At 53.2% G+C, this 23,813-nt stretch carries 25 protein-coding genes and 1 tRNA gene; 10 read left to right on the top strand and 16 right to left on the bottom strand.

Translation table 11 applies throughout. The annotated features are described in order from the left end of the window. Positions 1-209: DUF1223 domain-containing protein (locus TA5113_RS17175; RefSeq protein ID WP_258953916.1), on the top strand; the 209-nt coding region annotated here is incomplete at its 5' end. Between the two features lie 73 nt (positions 210-282). Here TA5113_RS17175 and purB read toward each other — a convergent pair. Then, positions 283-1,584 carry an adenylosuccinate lyase gene (gene purB / locus TA5113_RS07545; protein ID WP_058315705.1) on the bottom strand — a complete coding sequence of 434 codons (1,302 nt, stop codon included), beginning with the start codon at positions 1,582-1,584 and terminating at the stop codon, positions 283-285. A gap of 157 nt (positions 1,585-1,741) precedes the next feature. Here purB and TA5113_RS07550 point away from each other — a divergent pair, with 157 nt between their 5' ends. Further along, positions 1,742-2,176, top strand: a complete 435-nt coding sequence (locus tag TA5113_RS07550) for a DUF6314 family protein (protein WP_082625925.1) — start codon at positions 1,742-1,744, stop codon at positions 2,174-2,176. 101 nt (positions 2,177-2,277) lie between these two features. On the opposite strand, the gene TA5113_RS07555 is transcribed toward TA5113_RS07550, so the two are convergent. The 4 genes from TA5113_RS07555 to TA5113_RS07570 all read right to left on the bottom strand — a co-directional run bounded on the left by TA5113_RS07555 (position 2,278) and on the right by TA5113_RS07570 (position 6,825). After that, complete coding sequence (locus tag TA5113_RS07555) at positions 2,278-3,495, bottom strand: bifunctional alpha/beta hydrolase/OsmC family protein (RefSeq protein ID WP_058315845.1); 1,218 nt, start codon at positions 3,493-3,495, stop codon at positions 2,278-2,280. 358 nt (positions 3,496-3,853) lie between these two features. Beyond that, positions 3,854-4,885 carry an acyltransferase family protein gene (locus TA5113_RS07560; RefSeq protein ID WP_058316665.1) on the bottom strand — a complete coding sequence of 344 codons (1,032 nt, stop codon included), beginning with the start codon at positions 4,883-4,885 and terminating at the stop codon, positions 3,854-3,856. 157 nt (positions 4,886-5,042) lie between these two features. After that, positions 5,043-6,449, bottom strand: a complete 1,407-nt coding sequence (glnA, locus tag TA5113_RS07565; protein ID WP_058315708.1) for a type I glutamate--ammonia ligase — start codon at positions 6,447-6,449, stop codon at positions 5,043-5,045. A gap of 37 nt (positions 6,450-6,486) precedes the next feature. After that, entirely contained in the window at positions 6,487-6,825 is a 339-nt protein-coding gene (locus tag TA5113_RS07570; RefSeq protein ID WP_058315709.1) for a P-II family nitrogen regulator, read from the bottom strand. 184 nt (positions 6,826-7,009) lie between these two features. On the opposite strand from TA5113_RS07570, the gene TA5113_RS07575 reads away from it, so the two are divergent. The 3 genes from TA5113_RS07575 (at position 7,010) to tig (ending at position 10,354) form a co-directional block, all read left to right on the top strand. After that, complete coding sequence (locus TA5113_RS07575; RefSeq protein WP_058316666.1) at positions 7,010-8,671, top strand: bifunctional ADP-dependent NAD(P)H-hydrate dehydratase/NAD(P)H-hydrate epimerase; 1,662 nt, start codon at positions 7,010-7,012, stop codon at positions 8,669-8,671. Between the two features lie 83 nt (positions 8,672-8,754). Then, positions 8,755-8,839 (top strand) — tRNA-Leu (locus tag TA5113_RS07580). A gap of 180 nt (positions 8,840-9,019) precedes the next feature. After that, positions 9,020-10,354 carry a trigger factor gene (gene tig, locus TA5113_RS07585; RefSeq protein WP_058315711.1) on the top strand — a complete coding sequence of 445 codons (1,335 nt, stop codon included), beginning with the start codon at positions 9,020-9,022 and terminating at the stop codon, positions 10,352-10,354. Positions 10,355-10,540: 186 nt separating this feature from the next. Here the strand turns inward: tig and TA5113_RS16635 are convergent, their stop codons facing one another. From TA5113_RS16635 to rpsF, 6 genes are all read right to left on the bottom strand, one after another. Continuing rightward, entirely contained in the window at positions 10,541-11,476 is a 936-nt protein-coding gene (locus tag TA5113_RS16635; protein WP_082625914.1) for an acyl-homoserine-lactone synthase, read from the bottom strand. Between the two features lie 184 nt (positions 11,477-11,660). After that, complete coding sequence (locus TA5113_RS07595; protein WP_058315712.1) at positions 11,661-12,362, bottom strand: autoinducer binding domain-containing protein; 702 nt, start codon at positions 12,360-12,362, stop codon at positions 11,661-11,663. A gap of 38 nt (positions 12,363-12,400) precedes the next feature. After that, complete coding sequence (locus TA5113_RS07600) at positions 12,401-12,802, bottom strand: helix-turn-helix domain-containing protein (protein WP_082625915.1); 402 nt, start codon at positions 12,800-12,802, stop codon at positions 12,401-12,403. 213 nt (positions 12,803-13,015) lie between these two features. After that, positions 13,016-13,639, bottom strand: coding sequence for a 50S ribosomal protein L9 (rplI, locus tag TA5113_RS07605; RefSeq protein WP_058315713.1), 624 nt, complete (start codon positions 13,637-13,639; stop codon positions 13,016-13,018). A 12-nt stretch (positions 13,640-13,651) separates the two neighbouring features. Then, positions 13,652-13,879: a 30S ribosomal protein S18 gene (gene rpsR, locus TA5113_RS07610; RefSeq protein ID WP_009805008.1), complete on the bottom strand. Its 228-nt coding sequence runs from the start codon at positions 13,877-13,879 to the stop codon at positions 13,652-13,654. A gap of 25 nt (positions 13,880-13,904) precedes the next feature. After that, positions 13,905-14,261, bottom strand: coding sequence for a 30S ribosomal protein S6 (gene rpsF, locus TA5113_RS07615; RefSeq protein ID WP_058315714.1), 357 nt, complete (start codon positions 14,259-14,261; stop codon positions 13,905-13,907). Between the two features lie 258 nt (positions 14,262-14,519). Between rpsF and TA5113_RS07620 the strand changes: the two genes are divergently transcribed. Together TA5113_RS07620 and TA5113_RS07625 are read left to right on the top strand one after the other, a co-directional pair. Next, entirely contained in the window at positions 14,520-14,993 is a 474-nt protein-coding gene (locus TA5113_RS07620; RefSeq protein WP_058315715.1) for a hypothetical protein, read from the top strand. Between the two features lie 135 nt (positions 14,994-15,128). Further along, positions 15,129-15,701: a YceI family protein gene (locus TA5113_RS07625; RefSeq protein WP_058315716.1), complete on the top strand. Its 573-nt coding sequence runs from the start codon at positions 15,129-15,131 to the stop codon at positions 15,699-15,701. A gap of 58 nt (positions 15,702-15,759) precedes the next feature. Here the strand turns inward: TA5113_RS07625 and TA5113_RS07630 are convergent, their stop codons facing one another. Next, a complete protein-coding gene (locus tag TA5113_RS07630) occupies positions 15,760-16,968 on the bottom strand; it encodes a cytochrome b/b6 domain-containing protein (RefSeq protein ID WP_058315717.1) in 1,209 nt (402 codons plus the stop codon). A gap of 162 nt (positions 16,969-17,130) precedes the next feature. Here TA5113_RS07630 and fabD point away from each other — a divergent pair, with 162 nt between their 5' ends. The 3 genes from fabD (at position 17,131) to TA5113_RS07645 (ending at position 19,302) form a co-directional block, all read left to right on the top strand. Next, complete coding sequence (gene fabD, locus TA5113_RS07635; RefSeq protein ID WP_058315718.1) at positions 17,131-18,069, top strand: ACP S-malonyltransferase; 939 nt, start codon at positions 17,131-17,133, stop codon at positions 18,067-18,069. Between the two features lie 29 nt (positions 18,070-18,098). Next, a complete protein-coding gene (gene fabG / locus TA5113_RS07640; protein ID WP_058315719.1) occupies positions 18,099-18,836 on the top strand; it encodes a 3-oxoacyl-[acyl-carrier-protein] reductase in 738 nt (245 codons plus the stop codon). 232 nt (positions 18,837-19,068) lie between these two features. Next, complete coding sequence (locus tag TA5113_RS07645) at positions 19,069-19,302, top strand: acyl carrier protein (RefSeq protein ID WP_058315720.1); 234 nt, start codon at positions 19,069-19,071, stop codon at positions 19,300-19,302. Between the two features lie 365 nt (positions 19,303-19,667). On the opposite strand, the gene TA5113_RS07650 is transcribed toward TA5113_RS07645, so the two are convergent. From TA5113_RS07650 to soxC, 4 genes are read right to left on the bottom strand one after another with little or no spacing between them, the layout of a single operon-like run. After that, positions 19,668-20,933, bottom strand: coding sequence for an NAD(P)/FAD-dependent oxidoreductase (locus tag TA5113_RS07650; RefSeq protein WP_058315721.1), 1,266 nt, complete (start codon positions 20,931-20,933; stop codon positions 19,668-19,670). Positions 20,934-20,955: 22 nt separating this feature from the next. After that, positions 20,956-21,291 (bottom strand): c-type cytochrome, encoded by a 336-nt coding sequence (locus tag TA5113_RS16940; RefSeq protein ID WP_165589393.1) that lies wholly within the window; start codon positions 21,289-21,291, stop codon positions 20,956-20,958. Next, positions 21,251-22,537 (bottom strand): c-type cytochrome, encoded by a 1,287-nt coding sequence (locus TA5113_RS07660; RefSeq protein WP_165589394.1) that lies wholly within the window; start codon positions 22,535-22,537, stop codon positions 21,251-21,253. Before TA5113_RS07660 ends, TA5113_RS16940 begins: the two co-directional genes overlap by 41 nt. Next, positions 22,521-23,795 carry a sulfite dehydrogenase gene (soxC, locus tag TA5113_RS07665; RefSeq protein ID WP_058315723.1) on the bottom strand — a complete coding sequence of 425 codons (1,275 nt, stop codon included), beginning with the start codon at positions 23,793-23,795 and terminating at the stop codon, positions 22,521-22,523. Before soxC ends, TA5113_RS07660 begins: the two co-directional genes overlap by 17 nt. Positions 23,796-23,813 lie beyond the last annotated feature (18 nt).

Genomic DNA, 23,813 nt, shown 5'->3' on the forward strand with positions numbered 1-23,813 from the left:
CCAAAGAGACGGTCGCCATCAAACGCGGCGAAAACGCGGGTCGGACGCTTTCTTACCACAATATTGTGACGTCTTGGAAAACGGTTGGTGAATGGAACGCGCGGCGCGCGAAAACCCTGCGCACGAACGTGCCCGGTGATGCGCCAGTTGTCGTGATCGTTCAGCGTCAGGGCTTTGGCCCTATCGTAGCTGCGGCAGAGCTGCGCTAGAGCACTCAAACTTGCGAATAAAAAAGGCCCGGCAAGATGCGCGGGCCTTTTCTAATTCTATGGTTGGTTCGACTTAGCCAAACACACGTTTGAAAATCGTGTCCACGTGTTTGGTATGGTAGTCCATGTTGAACTTCTCGTTGATGCCGTCTTCGCCCAAGGCTTTCACAACATCACCGTCCGCCAACAGCTCTTCGCGGAAATCTGTGCGGAATTCCCAAACTTTCAACGCGTTACGCTGAACCATGACATAGGCGTCCTCGCGGGAAACACCTGCTTGGGTCAATGCCAGCAACACGCGTTGAGACATCACCAGACCCGGGAATTTGTTCATATTGTCCAGCATGTTCTCTGGGAAGACGAGCATCTTGTCGATCACACCGGTCAGACGCGCCAGCGCGAAATCAAGGGTCACACAGGCATCAGGGCCAATCGCGCGCTCTACAGAAGAGTGTGAGATATCACGCTCGTGCCACAGCGCCACGTTTTCCATCGCTGGAATCACAGCAGAACGGACCAGACGGGCCAGACCGGTCAGGTTTTCTGTCAGAACCGGGTTCTTCTTGTGTGGCATCGCAGAAGAGCCTTTTTGGCCCATAGAGAAGAACTCCGCGCCTTCCAGCACTTCGGTACGCTGCATGTGACGGATTTCAATCGCGACGTTTTCAATAGAGGAGGCGATGACACCCAGCACGGCAAAGAACATGGCGTGGCGGTCGCGTGGAATGACCTGAGTGGAGATCGGCTCTGGTTTCAGGCCCAGTTTCTTACAAACATGTTCTTCAACCGCAGGGTCGATATTGGCGAATGTGCCAACCGCGCCAGAGATCGCTCCCGTTGCAATCTCTTCGCGTGCTGCTTTCAGGCGATCCAAGTTGCGGTCCATTTCCGCATAAAAACGCGCAAATGTCAGACCCATGGTGGTTGGCTCTGCGTGGATGCCGTGGGAGCGGCCGACGCGAACAGTGTCTTTGTGCTCAATCGCACGCTTTTTCAGCGCGGCCAGCAGGCCTTTCATATCCTCAATCAGGATATCCGCAGAGCGCACCAGTTGGACGTTCAGGCAGGTGTCCAGAACGTCTGAGCTTGTCATGCCTTGGTGCACAAAACGCGCTTCTTCAGAACCCACATGTTCCGCAAGGTGGGTCAGGAACGCAATCACATCATGTTTTGTGACCGCTTCGATCTCATCAATGCGCGCTACATCGAAATCCACGTCTTTGGCTTTCCAAACCGCGTCGGCATTTTCCCGTGGAATAACCCCCAGATCCGCTTGTGCGTCACAGGCGTGCGCTTCGATCTCATACCAGATCTTGAATTTGCTTTCAGGGGACCAGATGGCCACCATGTCTGGGCGGGAATAACGTGGGATCATGTCACAGCCTTGTGTTCTTTAAGAGATGTCGCAGGCCGTATAGACTGGGGGACGGTAAGGAACAAGGCGGCGCACTAGATGATTGCACAAATTCCCCTGTTTTTATGGCCTTTGAGGCGGGATTTCCTGCCTGCTTGCTATGAAAGGCGCTAACAAAATGCCCCCAAGTCAGCTGAGCGACTTCGTAGGGGCGTGGCGGGTCACGCGTGAGATCGAAGATCATATCGCAAACACCCAAATCACAGCCGCGGGCGAGGCAGTCTTTACAATGCAGTCTGATCAGGTTGGGGACGGCCTTATCTACAATGAGACGATGGAAATTACCTTTCCTGGGTCCGCCCCAATGCACGCCACAAGGCGCTACTTTTGGCTTCCAAATGGTGCGGGGCAAATCGCCGTTCATTTTGACGACAATCGCTACTTCCACGCGGTCGCGCTCGAAACCCCAACGCCAAAGGATCACCATCAATGTGATCCTGACAACTACAACGTTGCCTATGACTTTTCAGATTGGCCAAATTGGCAAGCAAGCTGGACTGTCAAAGGCCCTCGCAAAGACTATGTGATGCTCAGCCGCTACACGCGCCCCTAATCCTATTCACCTTTGCAGAAATACTCTGGGGGAGGGCGAACCTGTTCGCCCGGGGGCGAAGCCCCCTAAAACGAAAACCGGGCGAAGCCCCCTCTCGTATCTCAGTCCTCAGCCAGTTCTGTGACCACATGGCTGGACTTCTCCATTGTGCGATGCACTGGGCAGCGGTCAGCGATTTCAAGCAATCGCGCCCGTTGGCTTGCATCCAAGTCCCCAATCAAATGGATCACGCGCCTAAAGCTGTCGATCCGCTCGCCAGAACCCGTGCCTGCATCCTGTGCGTGCACCTTATTGTGGCTGACATCGACCCAAACATGGTCCAGTGGCCAACCTTTGCGCCGCGCATACATGCGGATTGTCATGGAGGTACAAGCCCCAAGACCCGCGCTCAGAAACCCATAGGGTGTCATGCCCTTATTGGTGCCGCCATAGGCCAAAGGCTCATCCGCAACCGTGTGATGAAACGGCCCGGAATTTACGTCTTGCAAGAACCCAGCCGCGTCGGCCTCTGCCACGCGCACGACCCCTTCTGGCGCGCCAATCGGCGGGGCAGGAGGGGTGAGCGTCAAATAGCGCGCGGCCCAAGCTGAAATCACCTCTGCGGCGTATTCCGCGTCTTCTGGGCGGCTGATCAGGTGATCTGCGTCATCCAAGGTGACAAAACTCTTAGGATGTTTTGCCGCTCCAAAAATTTCTGCGGCATTGCTGATATCGACCACATTATCCAATGGCGCATGCATCACAAGCAAAGCGCGCTTTAGATCGGCAATCGCCGGGGCCAGTTTTTGGTCGGTGATATCTTCGACGAATTCTTTACGGATCGTGAAAGGGCGTCCGCCAAGATCCACTTCCGCCAAACCTGCCTCAGATATCTGATCCAACGCGTCGCCAAAATTATGGGTCACGTGATGCGGATCAAACGGTGCGCCCAGCGTAGCAATGGCTTTCACACTCGGCATGTCACCCGCTGCCCGCAACACCGCCGCCCCGCCCAATGAATGCCCAATCAGCATATTGGGTGCCATGCCGCGTTCTTTCAGATAGGCCGCCGCGGCGTGGAGGTCGGCTACGTTGGATGAGAATGTGGTGTTAGAGAACTCACCTTCAGAATGGCCTAACCCTGTAAAATCAAAACGTAAAACCGCGATGCCCATGGCTGCCAAACGACCCGCAATGCGCCGCGCTGCAGGGATGTCTTTGGAACAGGTAAAGCAATGGGCAAACAGCGCCGTCGCCAGATGCGGCCCATCGGGTACATCCAGTCGCGCCGCCAGCTTCTCGCCGCTATGGCCCATAAATGTGATACGTTCCGTGGTCATACTTGGGTCGATCCTTTCTCCTTCGTCATTCAACTTGGGCGAACTGAGAGAAAAACCCAAGGGACCTTTCAGCTTTGTCACGGGATGGTGAGGCGTGGTGAGGAAACGGGTAATATTTATGGTCATTCAAAAAAGGAGAAGAAATCCGGTCATCTTAAATCAAATGAATTGGGATAGGAAGAATGCGGATGCTGCACACGCATCGGGAAGAAATTTTGAACAGGAACTGGCACGGTATCGATTTAGAATGGTCTAAAGCTCATCTGGAATTGAGAAGTGTTCTGGATGGTATCCAAAGCGCGAATTTCAGAATACTTTTTTGAGGGTCTGATCTAATTTTTGAATGCCGGTTCTACAATCAAGCAAACCTCTTTTTGGGCAGATTTCCAAACACGCCAGTTGGTTCAAATAGCCAGTTTGCTCCCACCTTCCTGAACGAATTACCTAAGATCAAACAGATTATGGTTACCGTAATCGCAAGCAAAGCAACACCGTAATGCGCAAAGTATGGCAAGGCTTCCAAATCAGAGGAGTTGACAATTATCGCAATCAACAGCGGGTGGATAAGGTAAATTTGCAGAGAGTTTTTTCCCATATATACGAAGCGCGCGCTGAGAAAACGTGTCTTGCATAGAAACACAGAGATCGAAATTCCCGCACATAGACCAGCAATCCTTGCGAGAGAGTAGGAAATTCCGTGGTCTATACTATAGCTTGGGATGCTTGGCATCAAATAGACAAAAAGAGATATTATCGCGGCAATAATGGCGAGTTTTATTGGGTTTTCAGAGACCCAATGAATCGCGAGTTGACCGTAAAGTGCTGGGATTACGAAGAAAGGCAAATATAGAAAAAGACTTTCTTGTGTGTACGCAAATCCCAGTTCGCCTTTCAGGTAGGAAGACGCTCCGACAAACCCGAGAATTATGCAAGCTGCGGTTGCGATCTTCGGCTTTAGCGTCGCCAGTTTTGCGATAGGAAAGTAGAAGGCAAGCGCCCAGATGAACCAAATGGGGAACTCGGGGCGGAAAAAACTTTCCAACCAAACCGAAACTTGTTCCCATGCAGTTATCTCGCCATTGATTGGTCGGATAAATAGAAACGCTACGATAAAAATAATGGACCATAGCGCGTAAATGTAGACAAAGCGCCAGACCTTGCGTGACAGCAGATCGCGCCAGCTTTTGTTGATACTTGAAGCGGCTAGAAAACCTGAAACCGCAAAAAACAAAGGCATTCTGACCGGATTAAATAAATCAGAGACCGACACAAAGAATGAACTAGAAAGTTCTTCGCTGCGTAACCTCAACTCACAATGCAACAAGACCACTAGGAAAATGCTCATCCCCTTGGCCAAATCCATCCATTCAATTCTGGTCGAAGAATTCATTAAGAAATCCCCATCTAACGAAACAATCTCAAGAAAATACAAGGCTTGGTTTTTGATAGTAATGTAACGTTTAAAGCGTCAACATGTCGGGCAAGCAACGAAGCTAAAAAATAAAAAAGGCGCTCCGAAGAGCGCCTTTTGCATCGATTTGCTGAAATTAGCAGCTGTAGTACATGCCGAATTCCACTGGGTGTGGAGTGTGTTCGTACAGTTCGACTTCTTCCATCTTCAGCTCGATATAGCCTTCGATTTGGTCTTTGGTGAACACGTCACCGGCCAGCAGGAAGTCCATGTCCGCTTGCAGCTCGTCCAGCGCTTCGCGCAGGGAACCACAGACTGTTGGGATATCTGCAAGTTCTTCCGCTGGAAGATCATACAGGTTCTTATCCATAGCTTCGCCTGGATCGATCTTGTTCTGAATGCCGTCCAGACCAGCCATCAACAGCGCTGCGAAGCACAGGTATGGGTTGGAGGATGGGTCAGGGAAGCGTGCTTCGACGCGCTTCGCTTTTGGAGATTCAGTCCAAGGAATACGAACACAGCCAGAACGGTTACGTGCAGAATATGCGCGCAGAACTGGTGCTTCAAAGCCTGGGATCAGACGCTTGTAGGAGTTGGTGGATGGGTTTGTGAAGGCGTTCAGCGCTTTCGCGTGCTTCAGGATACCACCAATGAAGTACAGAGCTTCTTGGGACAGATCAGCGTATTTGTCGCCTGCAAACAATGGTTTGCCATCTTTCCAGATGGACATGTTCACGTGCATACCTGTGCCGTTGTCGCCGTAGATTGGCTTTGGCATGAAGGTTGCGGATTTGCCGTAAGACTGCGCCACGTTGTGGATGATGTACTTGTACTTCTGCAGTTCGTCCGCTTGCTTGGTCAGGCTGTCAAAGATCAGACCCAGCTCGTGCTGACAGCTTGCCACCTCGTGGTGGTGCTTGTCCACTTTCATGCCCAGACGCTTCATAGTGGAAAGCATCTCGGAACGAATGTCCTGTGCGTCGTCTGTTGGGTTTACAGGGAAGTAGCCGCCTTTGATGCCAGGACGGTGACCTGTGTTGCCCATTTCGTATTCTGTGTCTGTGTTCCAGGACGCGTCCTGAGCATCAACTTCGTAGGATACTTTGTTGATGGAGTTAGAGAAACGAACGTCGTCAAACAGGAAGAATTCAGCTTCTGGGCCCATGTAAGCCGCGTCACCGATACCGGAAGACTTCAGATATGCTTCTGCTTTTTCCGCTGTGCCACGTGGGTCACGTTCGTAGGCTTCACCCGTGTCTGGTTCAACGATAGAGCAGTGCACGCAGATTGTTTTTTCCGCATAGAACGGATCAACATATGCAGACTCTGTGTCTACGATCAGTTTCATGTCGGAGTTTTCGATGGATTTCCAGCCGGCAACGGAGGAACCGTCAAACATGAAGCCTTCTTCAAGGAAGTCTTCGTCGACCAGGTCAACGTCTACAGTTACGTGCTGAAGTTTACCGCGTGTATCAGTGAAACGAATGTCGACATATGCCGCTTCTTCGTCTTTGATCAGCTTGAGAACCGCGTCTGCGCTCATTCTCTCATCCCTTTCGGTTACAGATAATTATGATTGGTTAAAGTGCATCAGAGCCGGATTCACCGGTACGGATGCGGATGGCTTGTTCAATTGTGCTGACGAAAATCTTACCGTCGCCGATTTTGTCGGTCTTTGCCGCATCTACGATGGCGTCAACCGCTTGGTCGACCATGTCGTCATCCAGAACAACTTCGATTTTCACCTTTGGCAGGAAGTCCACCACATATTCTGCACCACGGTACAGTTCTGTGTGTCCTTTTTGGCGGCCAAAACCTTTGACCTCGATCACCGAAAGACCCTGGATGCCTACCTCTTGTAAGGCTTCTTTGACTTCATCCAATTTGAAGGGCTTGATGATCGCTTCGATCTTTTTCATCGGGGACTCCTCACCTGAAAGATACTTGAATTGCTGATCCCACTTTCACGGCGGGGTCACAATTGGCTAAGATGACACGGGCTATGCGCGCAGGCCTGATTTGTAAGTGGTGATTAAAAAATAGGCAATATGGATTCAAATTGAGCTGAATTGAATCTCGCGAGCCTAACATCTGAGGAATTAAATGACTGAACTTTTAACAGCTGCCCAAATGCGCGCCATTGAACAAGCGGCGATTGATTCCGGTGAGGTCACCGGTTTGGAATTGATGGAGCGCGCGGGGCAGGGAGTGGTTGAGGCCATTTTTGAAGAATGGCCGGAATTGGCGGGCGCAAGTGGCCGAGGGGCCAGCCCCTCGGGCTCCCCGGAGTATTTAGACAAAGAAGAAGTGCCGTTTCGTGCGGGGGTTTTGTGCGGGCCGGGCAATAATGGCGGTGACGGGTTTGTCGTGGCGCGGCTCTTGCATGAGCGGGGCTGGGCGGTTGAGGTGTTTCTGTATGGGGAGGCTGAAAAGCTGCCGCCTGACGCGCGGGTAAATTATGAGCGGTGGACGGATCTGGGGGAGGTGAACGACGTCTCTGTTTGCGCGATGAACAAAGGCTGGAGTTGCGACCTCTTGATTGACGCCTTGTTTGGCACCGGAACGACAAGAGCGCTTCCTGATTTAGGTGAGCTCTTCTGGAACATGGAAGATATGGTCGATTGCTTCCAAGTAGAGCCTCTACATGAGATCGGAAGACCGGCAATTGTCGCGATCGATTTTCCGAGCGGAGTATGTGCAGACAGCGGAAGAGATTTCCCACATCGGGATGAGCATTGGCGGTTCTCTGCGTCGGCACACATCACGGTATGTTTCCATCAACCAAAGCTTGGGCATTTTATAGGAGATGCGGTTGAGAAATGCGGGAAAGTTGTCAACAAAGACATAGGATTGCGGCCATCACATGAGTGGCGAAAATCAAATTGGCGACAAATCTGCAAGCTGTTGCAAGCAGCCCATCAAGATTGGCTCAGAAAATTAACGGATCAAAACAAGTTTGGGAATGGCCATTCGGTCGTCCTTACCGGTGAACGTGGTCACACAGGTGCCGCCCGTCTTGCGGCGCGCGGAGCGCTTCGGGTCGGTGCTGGTCTGGTCACATTGTGTGTTCCCGAAGATGCGTGCCAAGAGGTGGCCTCACAAGTCACATCAATCATGATGAAAACGGTTGATGACGCGGCCGATCTTTCGGCGGCGCTTGAAGACAAACGCATCAACGCGCTGTGCATTGGCCCAGCCTTAGGGCTAGATCGCGCGAAGCCATTGGTTGCGGCTGCGTTGGATGCCGGGCAGCAAGCCCGGCCTACGGTGCTCGACGCGGATGCTTTGTCAGCCTTTGCAGATGAACCGAATGCGCTCTTTGCAATGCTCCATGAAAAATGCGTGCTGACGCCCCATGGCGGCGAATTCGCGCGGCTCTTCCCGGATATTTCTGAAAAGCTTAACGCGGTGCCCACAAAAGGCCCGGCCTATTCCAAGGTCGATGCAACGCGCGAGGCTGCAAAGCGGGCAGGGTGCGTGGTGCTCTTCAAAGGGGCGGATACGGTGATTGCTGCGCCCGATGGGCGCTGTTCGATCAATTCCGCCCATTACGAGCGATCCGCCCCATGGCTTGCAACAGCCGGCTCTGGCGATGTGCTGGCGGGCTTTATTACGGGGCTTTTGGCGAGAGGGTTTGATCCCATGGGGGCCGCCGAAACCGCCGCGTGGTTGCATGTGGAATGCGCGTTGAAGTTCGGGCCCGGATTGATCGCCGAGGATATCCCGGAACAGCTCCCGGCGGTGTTTCGCGATTTAGGGCTGTAAGGTGCATTTTTCCTCTTACATCCGGTTTCGAGCTTTGCTAGGTAGCCCGAACGAAACGCTTGAGAGAGTCGTTTCAACCGGATGCGGGTGTGGCGGAATTGGTAGACGCACCAGATTTAGGTTCTGGCGCCGCAAGGCGTGGGGGTTCAAGTCCCTTCACCCGCACCACTTCTTCTTTAGATTTCATCGATAGATCAGCGGCTAAGAAGAGATGCTTTGGCGGAACTCTGTCGGTTCGTCTTTTTGACCCACATTCGCCTTGCGCCACTGCGTAAGAACCCCTATTAGAGCCTCTGATTTATTAGGCTGCGGCGCACAATACCGCCCAACTTTAAGAAGGATGCCACAATGCAGGTCACCGAGACCCTGAATGAAGGCCTGAAGCGCGGTTACGATATCGTCATCACCGCCGCTGAGCTGGAAGAAAAAGTCAACGAAAAGCTGGTTGAAGCACAGCCGGAAATCGAAATGAAAGGTTTCCGCAAAGGCAAAGTGCCTATGGCTCTGCTGAAAAAGCAATTCGGTCAGCGTTTGCTGGGTGAATCCATGCAAGAAGCTGTTGATGGCGCGATGTCCAAGCACTTTGAGGATTCCGGTGACCGTCCTGCTCTGCAGCCAAAAGTCGAAATGAAGAACGGCGAAGAGTGGAAAGAAGGCGACGACGTTAACGTCGAAATGTCTTACGAGGCTCTGCCAGAGATCCCAGAAGTTGACCTGAAGTCTATCTCTCTGGAGAAGCTGGTTGTGAAAGCGGCAGATGCGGATGTTGACGAAGCATTGGCAAACCTCGCGGAAACAGCGCAAGACTTCAAAGCGCGTCGTAAGGGCTCCAAAGCGAAAGACGGTGACCAAGTGGTCATGGATTTCGTTGGTAAAATCGACGGCGAAGCCTTTGACGGCGGCGCAGGCGAAGACTTCCCACTGGTGCTGGGTTCCGGTCAATTCATCCCTGGCTTTGAAGAGCAGCTGGTTGGCGTGAAAGCGGAAGAAGAGACAGACGTCACTGTGTCCTTCCCAGAAGATTACCAAGCCGAGCACTTGGCGGGCAAAGAAGCGGTCTTCTCTTGCACCATCAAAGAAGTGAAAGAGCCGGTTGCTGCGGAAATCAATGACGAGCTGGCGACCAAATTTGGTGCCGAAGATCTGGCCGCGCTGAAAACCCAAGTGGGTGAGCGTCTGGAAGCGGAATACGCAGGTGCGTCCCGTCAGGTTCAGAAGCGTGCGCTGCTTGATGCGCTGGACGCGAAAGTGTCCTTCGATTTGCCGCCATCCCTGGTGGACGCGGAAGCGGGTCAAATCGCGCACCAGCTGTGGCACGAAGAGAACCCTGAGGTGGAAGGTCACGACCACCCAGAGATCAAGCCAACTGAAGAGCACACAAAACTGGCAGAGCGTCGCGTGCGCCTAGGCCTGTTGCTGGCAGAGCTGGGCCAAAAAGCAGAGGTTGAAGTGACCGATGCGGAAATGACCCAAGCGATCATGAACCAAGCACGTCAGTACCCAGGCCAAGAGCGTCAGTTCTTTGAGTTCGTTCAGCAAAACGCACAGATGCAGCAGCAGCTGCGTGCGCCACTGTTTGAAGACAAAGTTGTGGACTATGTTTTCGAACTGGCTGAGATCTCTGACAAAGAGGTTTCCAAGGACGATCTGCAAAAGGCAGTTGAGGCGCTGGAAGACGAATAAGTCTTTCCGCCCTAGTGAGAATGAAAAGGCTGCCCGAATTGGGCAGCCTTTTTTGTTTTCGATCGGCCTATGCGCTTTGAAACCAAACTTTGAATACAAAAGGGGGGCGCTTAAATAAAGCGCCCCCCGGTGTGTTGCGTCGTTGGGGTACGCAACCCGTCTGGGGGATGATCAGACGGATCTCAGTTAAGCCTGTGCGGACGGAAGAACGCTTTTGGAAGAGGGCGCAGCAAGAGGCTGTCGGCGCTGCGGTAAGCTGCGCGCCATACGTTGCAGCTCTGCAGGATCATCGGTGCCAATTTTCTCGGCCAGAATTGAAAGCAGGCGTGCAGCGGCCACTGCGTCCTTGTCATCTTGGGCGTTTAGGAATTGTTCATAACAATATTGCTGCAAATCCGATGTTTTTGGTGAGGGTGCCACGATTTCAGGCATAGGTTCTGCCGCGATCGAATGGGCGCGTAATTTCGCTTCTTGGCCTTCCTCAAATAATTCGAGCGCGGTGTCGTCGTCCAAGAAAACATCGTGATTGATATTTGCAAATTCGCGAATGGATGTGATGCGTTCTTCGGTACAGTCCATTAAGGCGACCATGGCTTTGACCACCCCCATGGGTTTGGTGCTGCCGATATAGTCGTATGGCGCATTGCCAGACCGTTTCATCACTCGGTTCATCACCGGATCAATCACGGCGACAATATCCGCGATCCCTGCGGATTTGGCATATTCAAAAACACCCACCATCAACTCAGACGTATAGTGCGAAATCGAGTTCCGGCATTTGCCACCTTTCAATTTCTCTGTGTCGATACAAAAGCGAGTGGCTTCCCATATCTGAGTGGATCGGAGCGGCGGCTCGCCATCCAAAAGGTCAGAAAAGATATCAGCCAACATGTTTGGCCCCGTCGTCTGCAGCAAGCGCATACAGCCCACGACGTCGCCATCGTCATCCAGACAAACCAAGTGAGCGGGGTTAAGGCTGTCATAAAGGTCGAATTCTCTTCCGTCCTTTACGTCAACCGCCCAACCTAACCGGTCAGAAAAGACCCTGGAGCGAAGTTGATAAACTTCATCTAAAACTTGAGTGAATTTGGCTTCGTTTAGCGCATCAATGACTGTGATCATGGCCACCCCTACCCAATGGTTGTTCGTGGTTAATAATCCTTCAGCGGAACACGCCACGCTATTAGGGGTTTCCCGTAGTTCTCCTAATTTTCGGTAAATTTGGCTAAAGTTAGCTTAAAATTCTAACGCGATTAGCAATTGGATTGGGCTCGATAACGAAGATCAGAGACCAAATTAGAGGCACCTAACCAGGGTAAATCAATCCCAAGGCAACGGCTCTGCCGACCGCTTGCGCTGTTGTGAGGGTATTCAGCTTCTCTCGTCCGCTGCGCAGATGTACCTCTACTGTGCGGTGGGAAATTGAGAGAATGTCACCGATGTCTTGCTGGCTCTTACCAGCCGCAGCCCATTGCAGGATTTCCTTTTCGCGCAAAGACAGCTGTGGTCTCAGAAAATATCGCGGCAGCAATTCGGTTTGCATGACATTGTCATGCATGTGCACCGCAGCAACTTGCAGATCACCGATGATCTGGCGCTTTTGATTTTGCCAGGTGTCCAAACTGCAATTCTTTGACACGCTCAGGAGCCCAAATTCCCCAAACGGGCCTCGGATGGGCACCGATAGACCAACGTCAGGAATTCCAAAATCGCGGCCAGATCCAAAAACGCGATCAAAATTCTCATCGCGGTTGAAACGTTGCCAGTCCACTGGCGCAACGCTTTTTGCACTCATGTGAATTGCTGGATCCACGTGGTGCAATTCGTTCTTTGAATAGTGATCTACCCAGCTGGCTGGGTAATTGGCGTAAAAACGTACGTCTCCTGAAATCGGGCTCATGGCCGCATAGGATGCAAACTCTATATCGAGCTTGTTGCACAGGTCGTCGATAAACGCGGGAAAGCGCGCTTCGTTCTCTGGCTGTGTGTTTAGATCAATCAGGTCCAAGTTTTGACCTCTTCACTCCCAAGTCGCAAGTGCCGCGATCAGGAGTTCGCGACACTCAGGTTGTTGCCGGCGTCCAGCGCCATAGACCGCATGAAGGCCAAAACAGCACTGCGCTGACTGGTGGGAAGCTTGCGGTAGAGCTCCATCATTTCGATAGCGTCACGATCTGACAGAAATTCCATTTTATCAATAGGGGACCCAGCAATATCCGCTGCGTCATCAGAGCGTTTGATGCCTTCGAAGAAGTAAACAACATCCACCCCAAGCTTTTCGGCGACCGCCCAAAGACGGGACGCGCTCACTCGGTTTGCACCGGTTTCATATTTTTGAATCTGTTGGAACTTAACGCCAATAGCGTCGCCGAGTTCTGTTTGGCTGATACCCATAGCGTGGCGACGCGCACGGATCCTTTTGCCAACCAAGACATCGATCTTATTCATACTTCACCTGTGGTTCTAACTACTAATACGACACAGACAGCGGGGAGCGATCCGTCTCGAGGCGACTTTTATTATTCTGCAAGCCTTTCTGCCTGAATTATGGCGTCAGGGCAAATTCTTCGCCTTAGAGTAGTGGTGTGCTGAATCATTCAGCACTGGCTTGCATGCGAGGCGGCGCGCCTGTGGGCGCGACGCCTATTCTTACAAAGCAGATTAGGACTCTTCGTCCGCTTCAGCTTCTTCTGCAGGTGCGTCTTCAACCAGGTTGTCGTCGTCAGCTGCTGCGGAACCGATATCGTCGAACAGTTCGGCGATTTCGAATTCTGCTTCTGCTTCTGCTTCCGCGGCCAGTTCCTGAATGGATTTACCGGACGCTTGCAGTTCTGCTTCTTCTTCGGAACGGGCAACGTTCAGTTCGATTTCAACAGAGACTTCTGGGTGCAGACGAACTTCTACGTTGTGCAAGCCCAGGTCTTTGATCGGAGAGATCAAAGCAACTTGCTTACGGTCAACGGTGAAGCCTGCTTCGGTTGCAACTTCTGCTGCGTCACGAGGTGTAACGGAGCCGTAAAGTGCACCAGCATCGGAAGCGGAGCGAATCACGATGAACTGCTGGCCAGCCAGCTTCTCACCCAGGGATTCTGCTTCTTGCTTGGTTTCCAAGTTGCGTGCTTCGAGTTGCGCTTTTTGCGCCTCAAAGGATGCTACGTTGGCGTCAGACGCTGTCAGCGCCTTGCCTTGTGGCAGCAGGAAGTTACGAGCGTAGCCCGGCTTCACATCAACAACTTCGCCCATTTGGCCCAGTTTGGCCACGCGCTCAAGAAGGATAACTTGCATAACAGTCTCTCCTTATTTCACGGCGTAAGGCAGCAGAGCGAGGAAGCGCGCGCGTTTGATTGCACGGGCCAGCTCACGCTGTTTTTTGGCGGAAACCGCAGTGATGCGGGAAGGAACAATCTTGCCACGCTCAGAGATGTAGCGTTGCAGAAGTTTTGTGTCCTTGTAGTCGATCTTAGGCGCATTCTCACCAGAGAATGGGCAGACCTTACGACGGCGGAAAAATGGTTTTGCAGCCATGGTTTACTGTCCTTTCTTCGCGCTATCAGTTGCGGCGCTCACGGCGGTCGCCGCGATCGTCACGTTTTTGCATCTGAACAGACGGACCTTCCCCGTGTTCGTCAACTTTGATGGTCAGAACACGCATAACATCGTCATGCAGACGCATCAGGCGTTCCATTTCTTGAACAGCAGGCGCAGGTGCGTCTGTTTTCAAGAAAGCGTAGTGGCCCTTGCGGTTCTTGTTGATTTTGTAGGCCATCGTTTTCACGCCCCAGTACTCGGACTCAACGATGGAACCACCGTTGTCGGAGAGTACGGAACCAAAATGTTCGATAAGACCTTCAGCTTGCGTGTTGGACAAGTCCTGACGCGAGATGAAAACATGCTCATACAGTGGCATGTGAACTCCAGTTCATTTCAAGCGCATTTCAAAGAGCGAGACATTAACCTTCCTGCGCCTCACCCACGAGAGACTGCGCGGTTCTAAATATTTGCAAAAAGGATGGCGCTGTATAGCGAATTGCCCGATTTAAGCAAGCGTTTTTGGGATTTGAAACAAACTGTTTCCGCCACATTTCAGAGGTCTTTGCCCAATTTGTGCCGTTTTCGGGTCGCAGGTTGCAAACATCGTTAATTCCTGAAGAAAGTCGGGTCAATCATGGTGATAGAAGTCGCGCCCTCCAACAGCTTTCAGTTGTTTAACTCTCTGTACCAAACCGTGCGCCGGACTGTCTCTGTCGGTATCGGCCTTGGACTGGTTGCCGCTGGTGCCGCGCTTTGGGTGTTGCCTGGCTTTGAAACCGAAACTGCTGGGGTCATGAAGGCGATGATGGGCGTCCTGTTGATCGCGATTGGGGTCAGCTTTGCCCGCGTTGGCGGTGCCAGCCGGCCAGTCGAACTGGTTTTTGACCGTACCACGCAAGAATGGAAGATGGCCTCGCGCAAGGGGCTTCGCCGTGGATTTAAGCGTCAGTTTGACCGTATTGCGCCGAGGGGCTCCGTTTTGACGCTGAAAGGGCCTGTGGCAGCGATGTCAGACGAGCAGGATGCGCCGCTCTTTGATCTTCATCTTGATGGCCATGCCCGTGCCGTGTTGCGCCAAGAGGCCGCGCGCCTGCACGCAACGGCCTGACTGCTCAGCCTATCTGCGATTTGGCAAGAGACCGCCTGTGCGGATCTGCACAAAAATTGTTGAGTGAGCGTGAATAGGATTTTCACGCTACACATGTTCATGTGGCTTCAGTGTAATCAACCACGGAACTTATCCATGAAATCTCTTATCCTCGCAGCTGGTATGATGGCTGCTGCAACGCTGGCTCATGCCGAAGCAGAAAAGTATGTTTTGGACGCGAGCCATAGCCAAATCGTTTTCTCTTACAATCACTTAGGTTACTCCACCACCTACGGCATGTTCTCTGGTTTTGAAGGCGAGATCATGTTTGATCAAGACGCGCCTGCAGAGTCTTCTGTGTCCGTCGCGTTTCCTGTGACAACCATGTTCACAGGCTGGGAACAGCGCCTCGGTCATTTCATGTCTCCAGACCTACTGGGCGCATCTGATGATAAAACCGTAAGCTTTGTTTCGACCGGCATCGAGGTGACCGGCGACGACACGGCTTTGATCACTGGCGATTTGACCATCAATGAAATCACGAAATCCGTGGTTCTGGATGCGAAACTGAACAAAACCGGCGATCACCCACAGGCGGGCAAGCCTTGGGCTGGCTTTGACGCCACAACCACTCTGTTGCGTTCTGACTATGGCGTTGGCATGGCCGCACCATTCGTCAGCGACGAAGTTGAAGTGACCATTTCTATTGAGGCGACGAAGGCAGGCTAAGACCTGTCATCACGTCCTAAAAACAAACCCGCCGGAGCGATCCGGCGGGTTTTCTTTTTTACTCTTGTCGTTCGGCGGTTAGTGCGACGGACACCCCGACGGTAAAGCCAAGATTGCTTTCGTCATTCATGGTTACACCAATCCCATGATCCAGGCGTTGGATAGACGTCTCACCGCGCATGGAGGCCGTGTTACCGTCGATCTCTAACTGAAATACCAGCTGCAAAGGCATAGCGACCCCTTTCAACGTCAGCGTCCCATCCGCAATATACTCGTCATCACCGTGAGGGGACGGGGCCAGCTCCGCAGCAAAGGTCGCTGTCGGAAACTCGGCAACATTAAAAAAGTCTGCGCCCATGGCTTGATCGGTCACTGATCCTAAAGTCAGCGAGCCTGTGGCAATTTCCACAGTGACGTCGCCATGACGACCATCGACGGCTTCTTCTTCAAAGCTGATCTGCGCTGTCCAATCCGCGAAAGTCCCCGTGACGTTTGAACCAAACTGCAAAACGTCAATCTCAAGCGTGCCTTCAGCAACCTGCCAATCGGAGTCCACTTGAGCGAGCTCAGCGGCTTCAGCCTCATGGTCATGTGAATTGAAAAAACCGCCAAAGGCTCCGACGGTCATCGCGATCGCCCATACTGCAAGGGCTGCCGCGATGGGCGCAACGCTGCGACCGTGAGGGGCGACCTCTAATTCAGGCGTACGACCAGGGAGCATGCGTTGCAGTGTCTGGTCCTTGTCGATCACGAAGTGCTTCATAGCGCCGCCGATATGGGCCAGAATGGTCAACCCCAGCACAATGACCAATAAGAAGTGCAGCGTCGCGGTGAAACTCGCAACCGCTTCCGACTTCGGCACGAAAGGTAGGTTGTTCCCAAAAGGCAGCCAGACCGGCGCAAAACCGGTGGTGGATGCATGATGAACCCAGCCAGTCAGCGGAACAAGCAACATGGAGCCGTATAAAAGCCAATGCGCGGTCTCTGCTGCGGTCGCTTCCAGCTTATTGTCTGCGTTCAGCAAGCCAGGTCGCGTTTGGGTGATTGCCCAAAGAATTCGGAAAAACGCTGTAAAGAAAGCCAAAATGCCCACAGTCTTATGAGCCGAAAACACATTGGCTTTTAATGAAAGCTGATCGTTGGTTTCAAACGGGAGGTTCTGGGCGATTAGTCCAAGGGCGAAAGCACTCAGGATCAGAAATGCGGTCATCCAATGGAAGACCTTGGCGATACTGCCGTAATTGGCGTGGGAATTTGTAAGGCTCATCAAAGGGTCCTGCGGGTTGATTGGCTTTGTCTAGACTACGCATGTTGAGCCATTGCGCAAAGGGGCGCGCAATCTGAAACTCCGTGCGAGCCCGCGCAATGACATTGCAGTCCTGCACAGCACACGGTATTGCGGATAAAACGCAAAGATTTGGGAGTTCTCATGAGCAGAGCATTCGTTTTTCCAGGGCAGGGCGCACAGACCATCGGCATGGGCAAAGCTTTGGCCGAGGCTTATCCAGCGGCACAGGCTGTGTTTGATGAAGTGGATGAGGCTCTGGGTGAGAAACTCAGCACTTTGATTTGGGAAGGCGACCAAGCCGAGCTGACCCTGACCCAAAACGCCCAACCCGCTTTGATGGCCACATCCCTGGCCGCAATGAAAGCGCTTGAGGCGGAAGGGGTTTCCATTGAGGCGGCGTCCTATGTGGCTGGCCACTCTTTGGGGGAATACTCAGCGCTCGCAGCGGCAGGTTCTTTGACCATCGCAGATACGGCGCGTCTTTTGCGGACACGCGGTGAAGCAATGCAAGCGGCGGTGCCGGTCGGCGTTGGCGCGATGGCGGCTCTTCTGGGGCTGGATTTCGCAGCGGCTGCAGAAGTTGCCGAGGCATCGGCCCAGGGCGAAGTTTGCCAAGCAGCCAATGACAATGATCCGGGCCAGGTTGTGGTGTCAGGCCACAAAGCCGCCGTGGAACGTGCGGTCGAGCTGGCAAAAGAAAAAGGCGCAAAACGCGCGGTTTTGCTTCCAGTCAGTGCACCATTTCACTGCGCATTGATGCAGCCGGCGGCGGAAGTCATGGCGGAAGCCTTGGCACATGTGAATATCGAACGCCCAACGGTCCCAGTGGTCGCCAATGTGCGCGCCCAAGCGGTGACCGATACGGCGACGATCCGGTCTTTGCTCGTTGAGCAGGTGACTGGCTCTGTGCGCTGGCGTGAATCTGTTGCTTGGATGAGCGGCGAAGGCGTGAGCGAGATTTACGAAATCGGCGCAGGCAAAGCGCTCTCAGGTATGGTGCGCCGCATTGATCGTGCGATTGCATGTACCGCCGTGGGCACACCAGATGATGTAAAAGCCGCTGCTGAGAAGCTGGCATAAACCAACTGATTTGAATTTCGGGAGTTCAAATGTTTGATCTAACAGGTAAATCCGCGCTGGTCACTGGCGCATCGGGTGGCATTGGCGGCGAGATCGCCAAAGCCCTGCACGCCGCGGGCGCAAATGTTGGCCTTTCTGGCACACGGGTAGAGCCGCTGGAAGCATTGGCCGCCGAGCTTGGCGAGCGCGCATTTGTGCTGCCTTGTAATCTGGGCGACGCGGATGCGGTGAAAGAGCTGCCAAAACAAGCGATTGAAGCAATGGGTGGCTTGGACATCCTTGTGAACAATGCAGGCATCACCAAAGACCAGATCTTTATGCGCATGTCTGATGAAGAATGGCAGCAGGTGATTGATGTGAACCTCACATCAGCGATGCGTCTGTGCCGGGCCGTCATGCGTCCAATGATGAAAGCCCGCTGGGGCCGCATCATCAACATCAGCTCTGTGGTTGGCGCAACCGGCAATGCGGGGCAGGTGAACTATGCAGCCTCTAAGGCGGGTATGGTCGGCATGACCAAGTCCATCGCATATGAGGTGGCGAGCCGCGGCATCACAGCAAATGCGGTTGCGCCGGGCTTTATTGCCACTGCGATGACTGACAAGCTGAATGACGATCAAAAAGAAGCGATCAACAAGCAAATCCCTGCGAGCCGCATGGGCTCGCCAGCGGAAATCGCCGCTGCTGTGCTTTATCTGGCAAGCGACGAAGCAGGTTATGTCACAGGCAGCACCTTGCATGTGAACGGCGGCATGGCCATGTTGTAAGCACTTGATTGGCTGGGATGGGGCAAAAACCGCATAGCGGCCTTTCGGGTTTTACAGTGCGAAAGCGTTTGCCTTGTGCATTTCATATGCTATAGGCGGCGCAGTTTCCGGGTGAGCCGCTGGCTTTTTCGGGGTATCCGGGGGAGCCGGAACAAGAGCCGCCCATTTGGGCAATAGATTCTCCGCTTTGCGGAACCACAGGCCTTAAGGCCGATACGAACGAGGAATTGATATGAGCGACGTCGCAGCACGCGTAAAAAAGATCGTTGTAGAACACCTGGGTGTTGAAGAAGACAAAGTTGTCGAAAACGCATCCTTCATCGACGATCTGGGCGCAGACTCTCTGGACACTGTAGAGCTGGTTATGGCTTTCGAAGAAGAGTTTGGTATCGAAATCCCTGACGACGCAGCAGAGACCATCCAGTCTTTCGGCGACGCAGTGAAATTCATCTCCGAAGCTGCTTAAGCTTCGTTTAGAGATAATTTTAGAAAAACCCTCGCTTCGGCGGGGGTTTTTTTGTTGGGTGAGAGTTTGCAACGCGAAATCGTTGTCTGCTTTGCGGACAAAACTGCCGTTCGCCGCACTCGCGAAAAACTTCCCAGATCCCTGGTTAAATCTGAAATGTGGCCGAATTTTTGGACATTCGCTGTGATCCATAAACGGGTCTATTTAGCCGTACGCCGAACATGCCCAATTTCGCCTCGACACTAAAATAGCAAACCTTATTAAGTATTAAAAATCACCCAAGCTCAATTAAGAATAGCCGCGGCACAAGGAGCGCCGCGGCTGGTTCCGCATTCGATTGGCTTTGCCACCAATCAGAATTCGAGTTAGCTGAACATGTCGTTGGTGATGCCTGTGTACCAGCCTTCGGACTCTTCATAGGTGGCCTTGCGCACGTCTGAAGTTTCGCCAGTCGCGCTGATAAAGCCATCAACCTTGGCGATCTTCTCGTCAGTCGCCTCATATGTGGCACCCACCTTAACACCATCATTTGTGTCGATGAGCGACCAGCAGGTATTGGAGAACTTCGCTGGGAATACACGAGAGCCCGTCAACGCACCGCGCACTGCATTTGCGCAGACCTTCGCCTGTGAGTTCGCTGAGAAGCCAGACTTTGGCATGTCGCCCTGTTGGGACGCGTCCCCAAGAACGTAGACATCAGGATCCGCTTTTGTGGACATATCCGCCGCATTCACGGGCGCCCAGTTGCCGTCGGTGACGCCAGCGATTTCAGCAATGCGACCAGCCTTCATTGCCGGAATCACGTTGCAGACATCTGCTTTGGTAACCTCGCCATCGATAGTCACGGTCATGGCCCCTGGATCGACGGAAACGTTGCCACCACCGAAGTCTTCACCGATCCAATCGATCATGCCTTCGTAGTGGTTCGCCCAACCCTCTTGGAAGAGAGCCATTTTGGAGAATTTAGGTTTCGGATCGGCCACGATGATTTTCGCGGTTGGGTTGTTGTTCTTCAGGTAGTGAGCAACCATCGAAACCCGCTCATAAGGCCCAGGAGGGCAACGATATGGGTTTGGTGGCGCAACCATCATAAATGTGCCGCCTTCTGGCATCGCCGCCAGCTGAGCTTTGAGCAATTCCGATTGAGAACCCGCTTTGTAGGCATGGGGCATCTTGTTTTGAGCGGTGATATCCCAACCTTCAACAGCGCCATCAACAAAGTCGATGCCGGGGGATAGGATCAGTTTGTCGTAGTTCAGCGTTGCGCCACCCGCGAGTGTTACGGTCTTCGCAGCACGATCAACGCCGGTTGCCCAGTCATGCACAACGTTCACGCCCCGTGCCGCGAGGCCGCCATAGGTATGGCCAATATCCGAAATGCTCTTGAAGCCACCCAAATAAAGGTTGGAGAAGAAGCAAGTATAGTAGGTTCGCGTCGGTTCAACCAAGGTCACATCAACCTCGCCTTTGCTGTCCTTCGCAATGTAGCGCGCTGCGGTCGCACCACCAGCACCGCCGCCGATCACAACAACTCTTGGCTTACCGTGTCCGGCCGCTTGGACTGTTGGTGCCGCCAGCACCGACAAGCCTGCGGCTGACGCTCCTAGGAAACTCCGTCTGTTCAATGCCATTGGTTTTCTCCTCCCGTTCGCATTATTCTCCCAAGCTCTTGAAATAACTCGCAAGAGCCGCGATCTCATCATCGGCCAGACGGCCGGTGATCATTTGCATCACCGGGTTTTCCCGGTGTTTTTCGCGATACGCATGCATCGCAATCACGAAATCTTCGGTCTCCCACCCGATGATTCCGGGAATTCCATCATTGGCACCGGTCGCCTGATGGCAGGTGGTGCATTCGCTTGAAAGGTATTCGCCATATGCAAAATCCCCTTCGATTGCCAATATGTCCGGGGCGACCGTAAAGGCCGCCTCTATCGGCTGGACTTCTTCAGCCCGGGTTTCCGAGAAAGGTGGCCAGGTATGCAGCAACGGCTTCCTGGTCCTCCTTTCGTTTTAGGCCTGCGAAGGCCATTTTTGTGCCTTTCAGATATTTCTTAGGATTCTCCAAAAACGCTGCGAGTGTCTCTGCATCCCAAGTGCCCCCCGCCGCACCGGCTTCGGTAAGTGCATTGGAATACTTAAATCCATCGACGGACGCGATTTGACTGCCTAACACGTTGTTGAGCACTGGCCCTGTTTTGTGCTTCGCGCCTTCGCCTACCGCGTGGCAGGATTGGCACTTGCGAAATACTTTCTTACCAGCAGCGGCCAGTTCCGGATCAGGCGTTGCAACTGCCGCTGTTTTGATGACCGGAGCTTCCTGAACTGTCGTCGTAGAGGGCGTTTCTTGGGGCAGTTCGAGTGCCGCATCGTCCTCGCCTTCTTCTTCGGTCTCCGGCGTCACATCCAAAACAGAGGCGCGCATGGTAATGTCGACGCTGTCTTTGCAGTCAGACATACATGGCTCGTCACGCCAAATTGGATATTCCTCGGTGTCGCGGCCTTCCACGACGAAACCGTCGGCGTTGTGCATCTCAACGTCCATGAAATTTTCATGGCTTAGTTCGAAGTCATCATCGACCAAGTCGTTGGAATAGAGAATGTAGGCGACAATCGCGTAGACCTCATCATCGGTCAGCGTCTGCGCGCCACCGAATGGCATTGAACGATGCACATAGTCCCAAACGGTAGATAGATAGGGCCAGTAGGAGCCAACCGTTTTGACAGGGTCCTTATCTGCAAGCGTGTCAAATCCACCGGCCAGAACAGGCCAATTGTCTACACCCTCGGCAAAGTCACCATGGCAGGCTGCACAATAGGTCGCAAAGACTTCTTCGCCGGTATAGACGTCACCCTTGCCCGGCGGAAGCCCACGACCATCAGGCAAAACATCGACATCCCATGCTGCGATCTCTTCTTGGTGTGCTTCACGACCAAGACCAAGGCTCTCTACCAAACGAGGCGCTGGTTGGGTCAATGATCCGCCACTGGCGACCTGCAATGCAGCGGTTGCTCGCACATCTTCAATTTCGGCCTTCAAAGCATTCGCCGTGGCAACTTCTGTTGCCGCCTGCGCACGTGCATCGTCTGCCTGCACAAGCACCTGTTCGACCCGATCCTGCAACAGTTCAATTTCCGTATCACCGTGCTCTCTAGAGGACAAACCATAGGCAACCCCAAGCACGAGCGCGGTCCCGCCCAATGCCGGGACAAGAATATTAGGAGACTTCGACATTTTCTGCCTCCCCGTCTTTGTTTACAAACCAAGTCTGGATGCAGTTGTTGTGGTAAACGGAGTTTTCACCGCGAACTTCGCGCAATGCGTCTTTGGTCGGCTGCACGTATCCGGTCTCATCCATGGCACGGGCCTGTAGCAGCATCTCTTCGCCATCCCACTCCGTATCAAGATAGAAACGCGTCAGCGCTTTGCTGTCACCTTGTTTGCCAAGACGCGCCGTCTCCCAGTTCATGCCGCCATCTTTGGAGACATCCACACGGGTGATTTTGCCGTGCCCAGACCAGGCGAGACCTGAGATCACCAAAGGACCGGGACCATGGGGGATTGGCGACTGTGGGCTTGGCGACGTAATGACGGATTTCGCGTCCATGACCCAGGTCCATTTACGTGCCGTGCCATCTTCTAACACATCCGTGTATTTGGACGTCTCTTCGCGGCTTTCGACAGCCATATCAGTCACTTCGATACGACGAAGCCATTTTACCCACATGTTTCCTTCCCAACCGGGGACAACCAAACGCACGGGGTAGCCATGTTCTTTGCGGAGTGCTTCTCCATTTGCTTTGAAGGCGACGATCACGTCGTCCAGTGCCTTTTCCATTGGAATAGAGCGCCCATTCGAGGACGCGTCTGCGCCTTCGACATACACCCATTTATCAGACAGGTCGCCAGCGCGATCCAACCCTGCTTCTTTCAAGAGAAGCCGGAGCGGCACGCCCGTGTACTCCATGTTATGGATCATACCGTGAGTGAACTGGACGCCGTTCAACTGTGCGCCAGCCCATTCCATGCCCGTGTTTGCCGCACATTCGCAGAAGTAGACGTGGTTTTCCCGCGGAAAGCGTTCAATATCTTCATAGGTGAAGACCAAAGGCGTATCAACCAACCCATTGATCATCAGGCGATAATCTTCTTTACGCAGCTCGATCGCACCCGAGTGGTGGCGCTCAAACGCACAGCCCTGGGGCGTGATCGTCCCGTCCAAAGCATGGATCGGCGTGAAGTTGATCGACGAGATTGGATCCGCCGTCAGCCAAGGCACGTTGCGACGGATCACGTCGCTTTCAAACTCTATTGGCAGCCCATAGGGCGTTTCATCCACTCCCTCACCTGTTATCGACGCCCAGTCCTGCAATTCTGTAATGAGCGGATCCGGTTGCGACGCAGCTGCTCCCCCAGCCGCGGTCGCACCGGCTAAGGCGACACTACCCCTTAGAAATGCTCGACGAGACGATGATAGATTTATGTCATCCATTGATGTCTCCTCCCCTTC

The organism is Cognatishimia activa, assembly GCF_001458335.1.
GTDB classification, from domain to species: domain Bacteria; phylum Pseudomonadota; class Alphaproteobacteria; order Rhodobacterales; family Rhodobacteraceae; genus Cognatishimia; species Cognatishimia activa.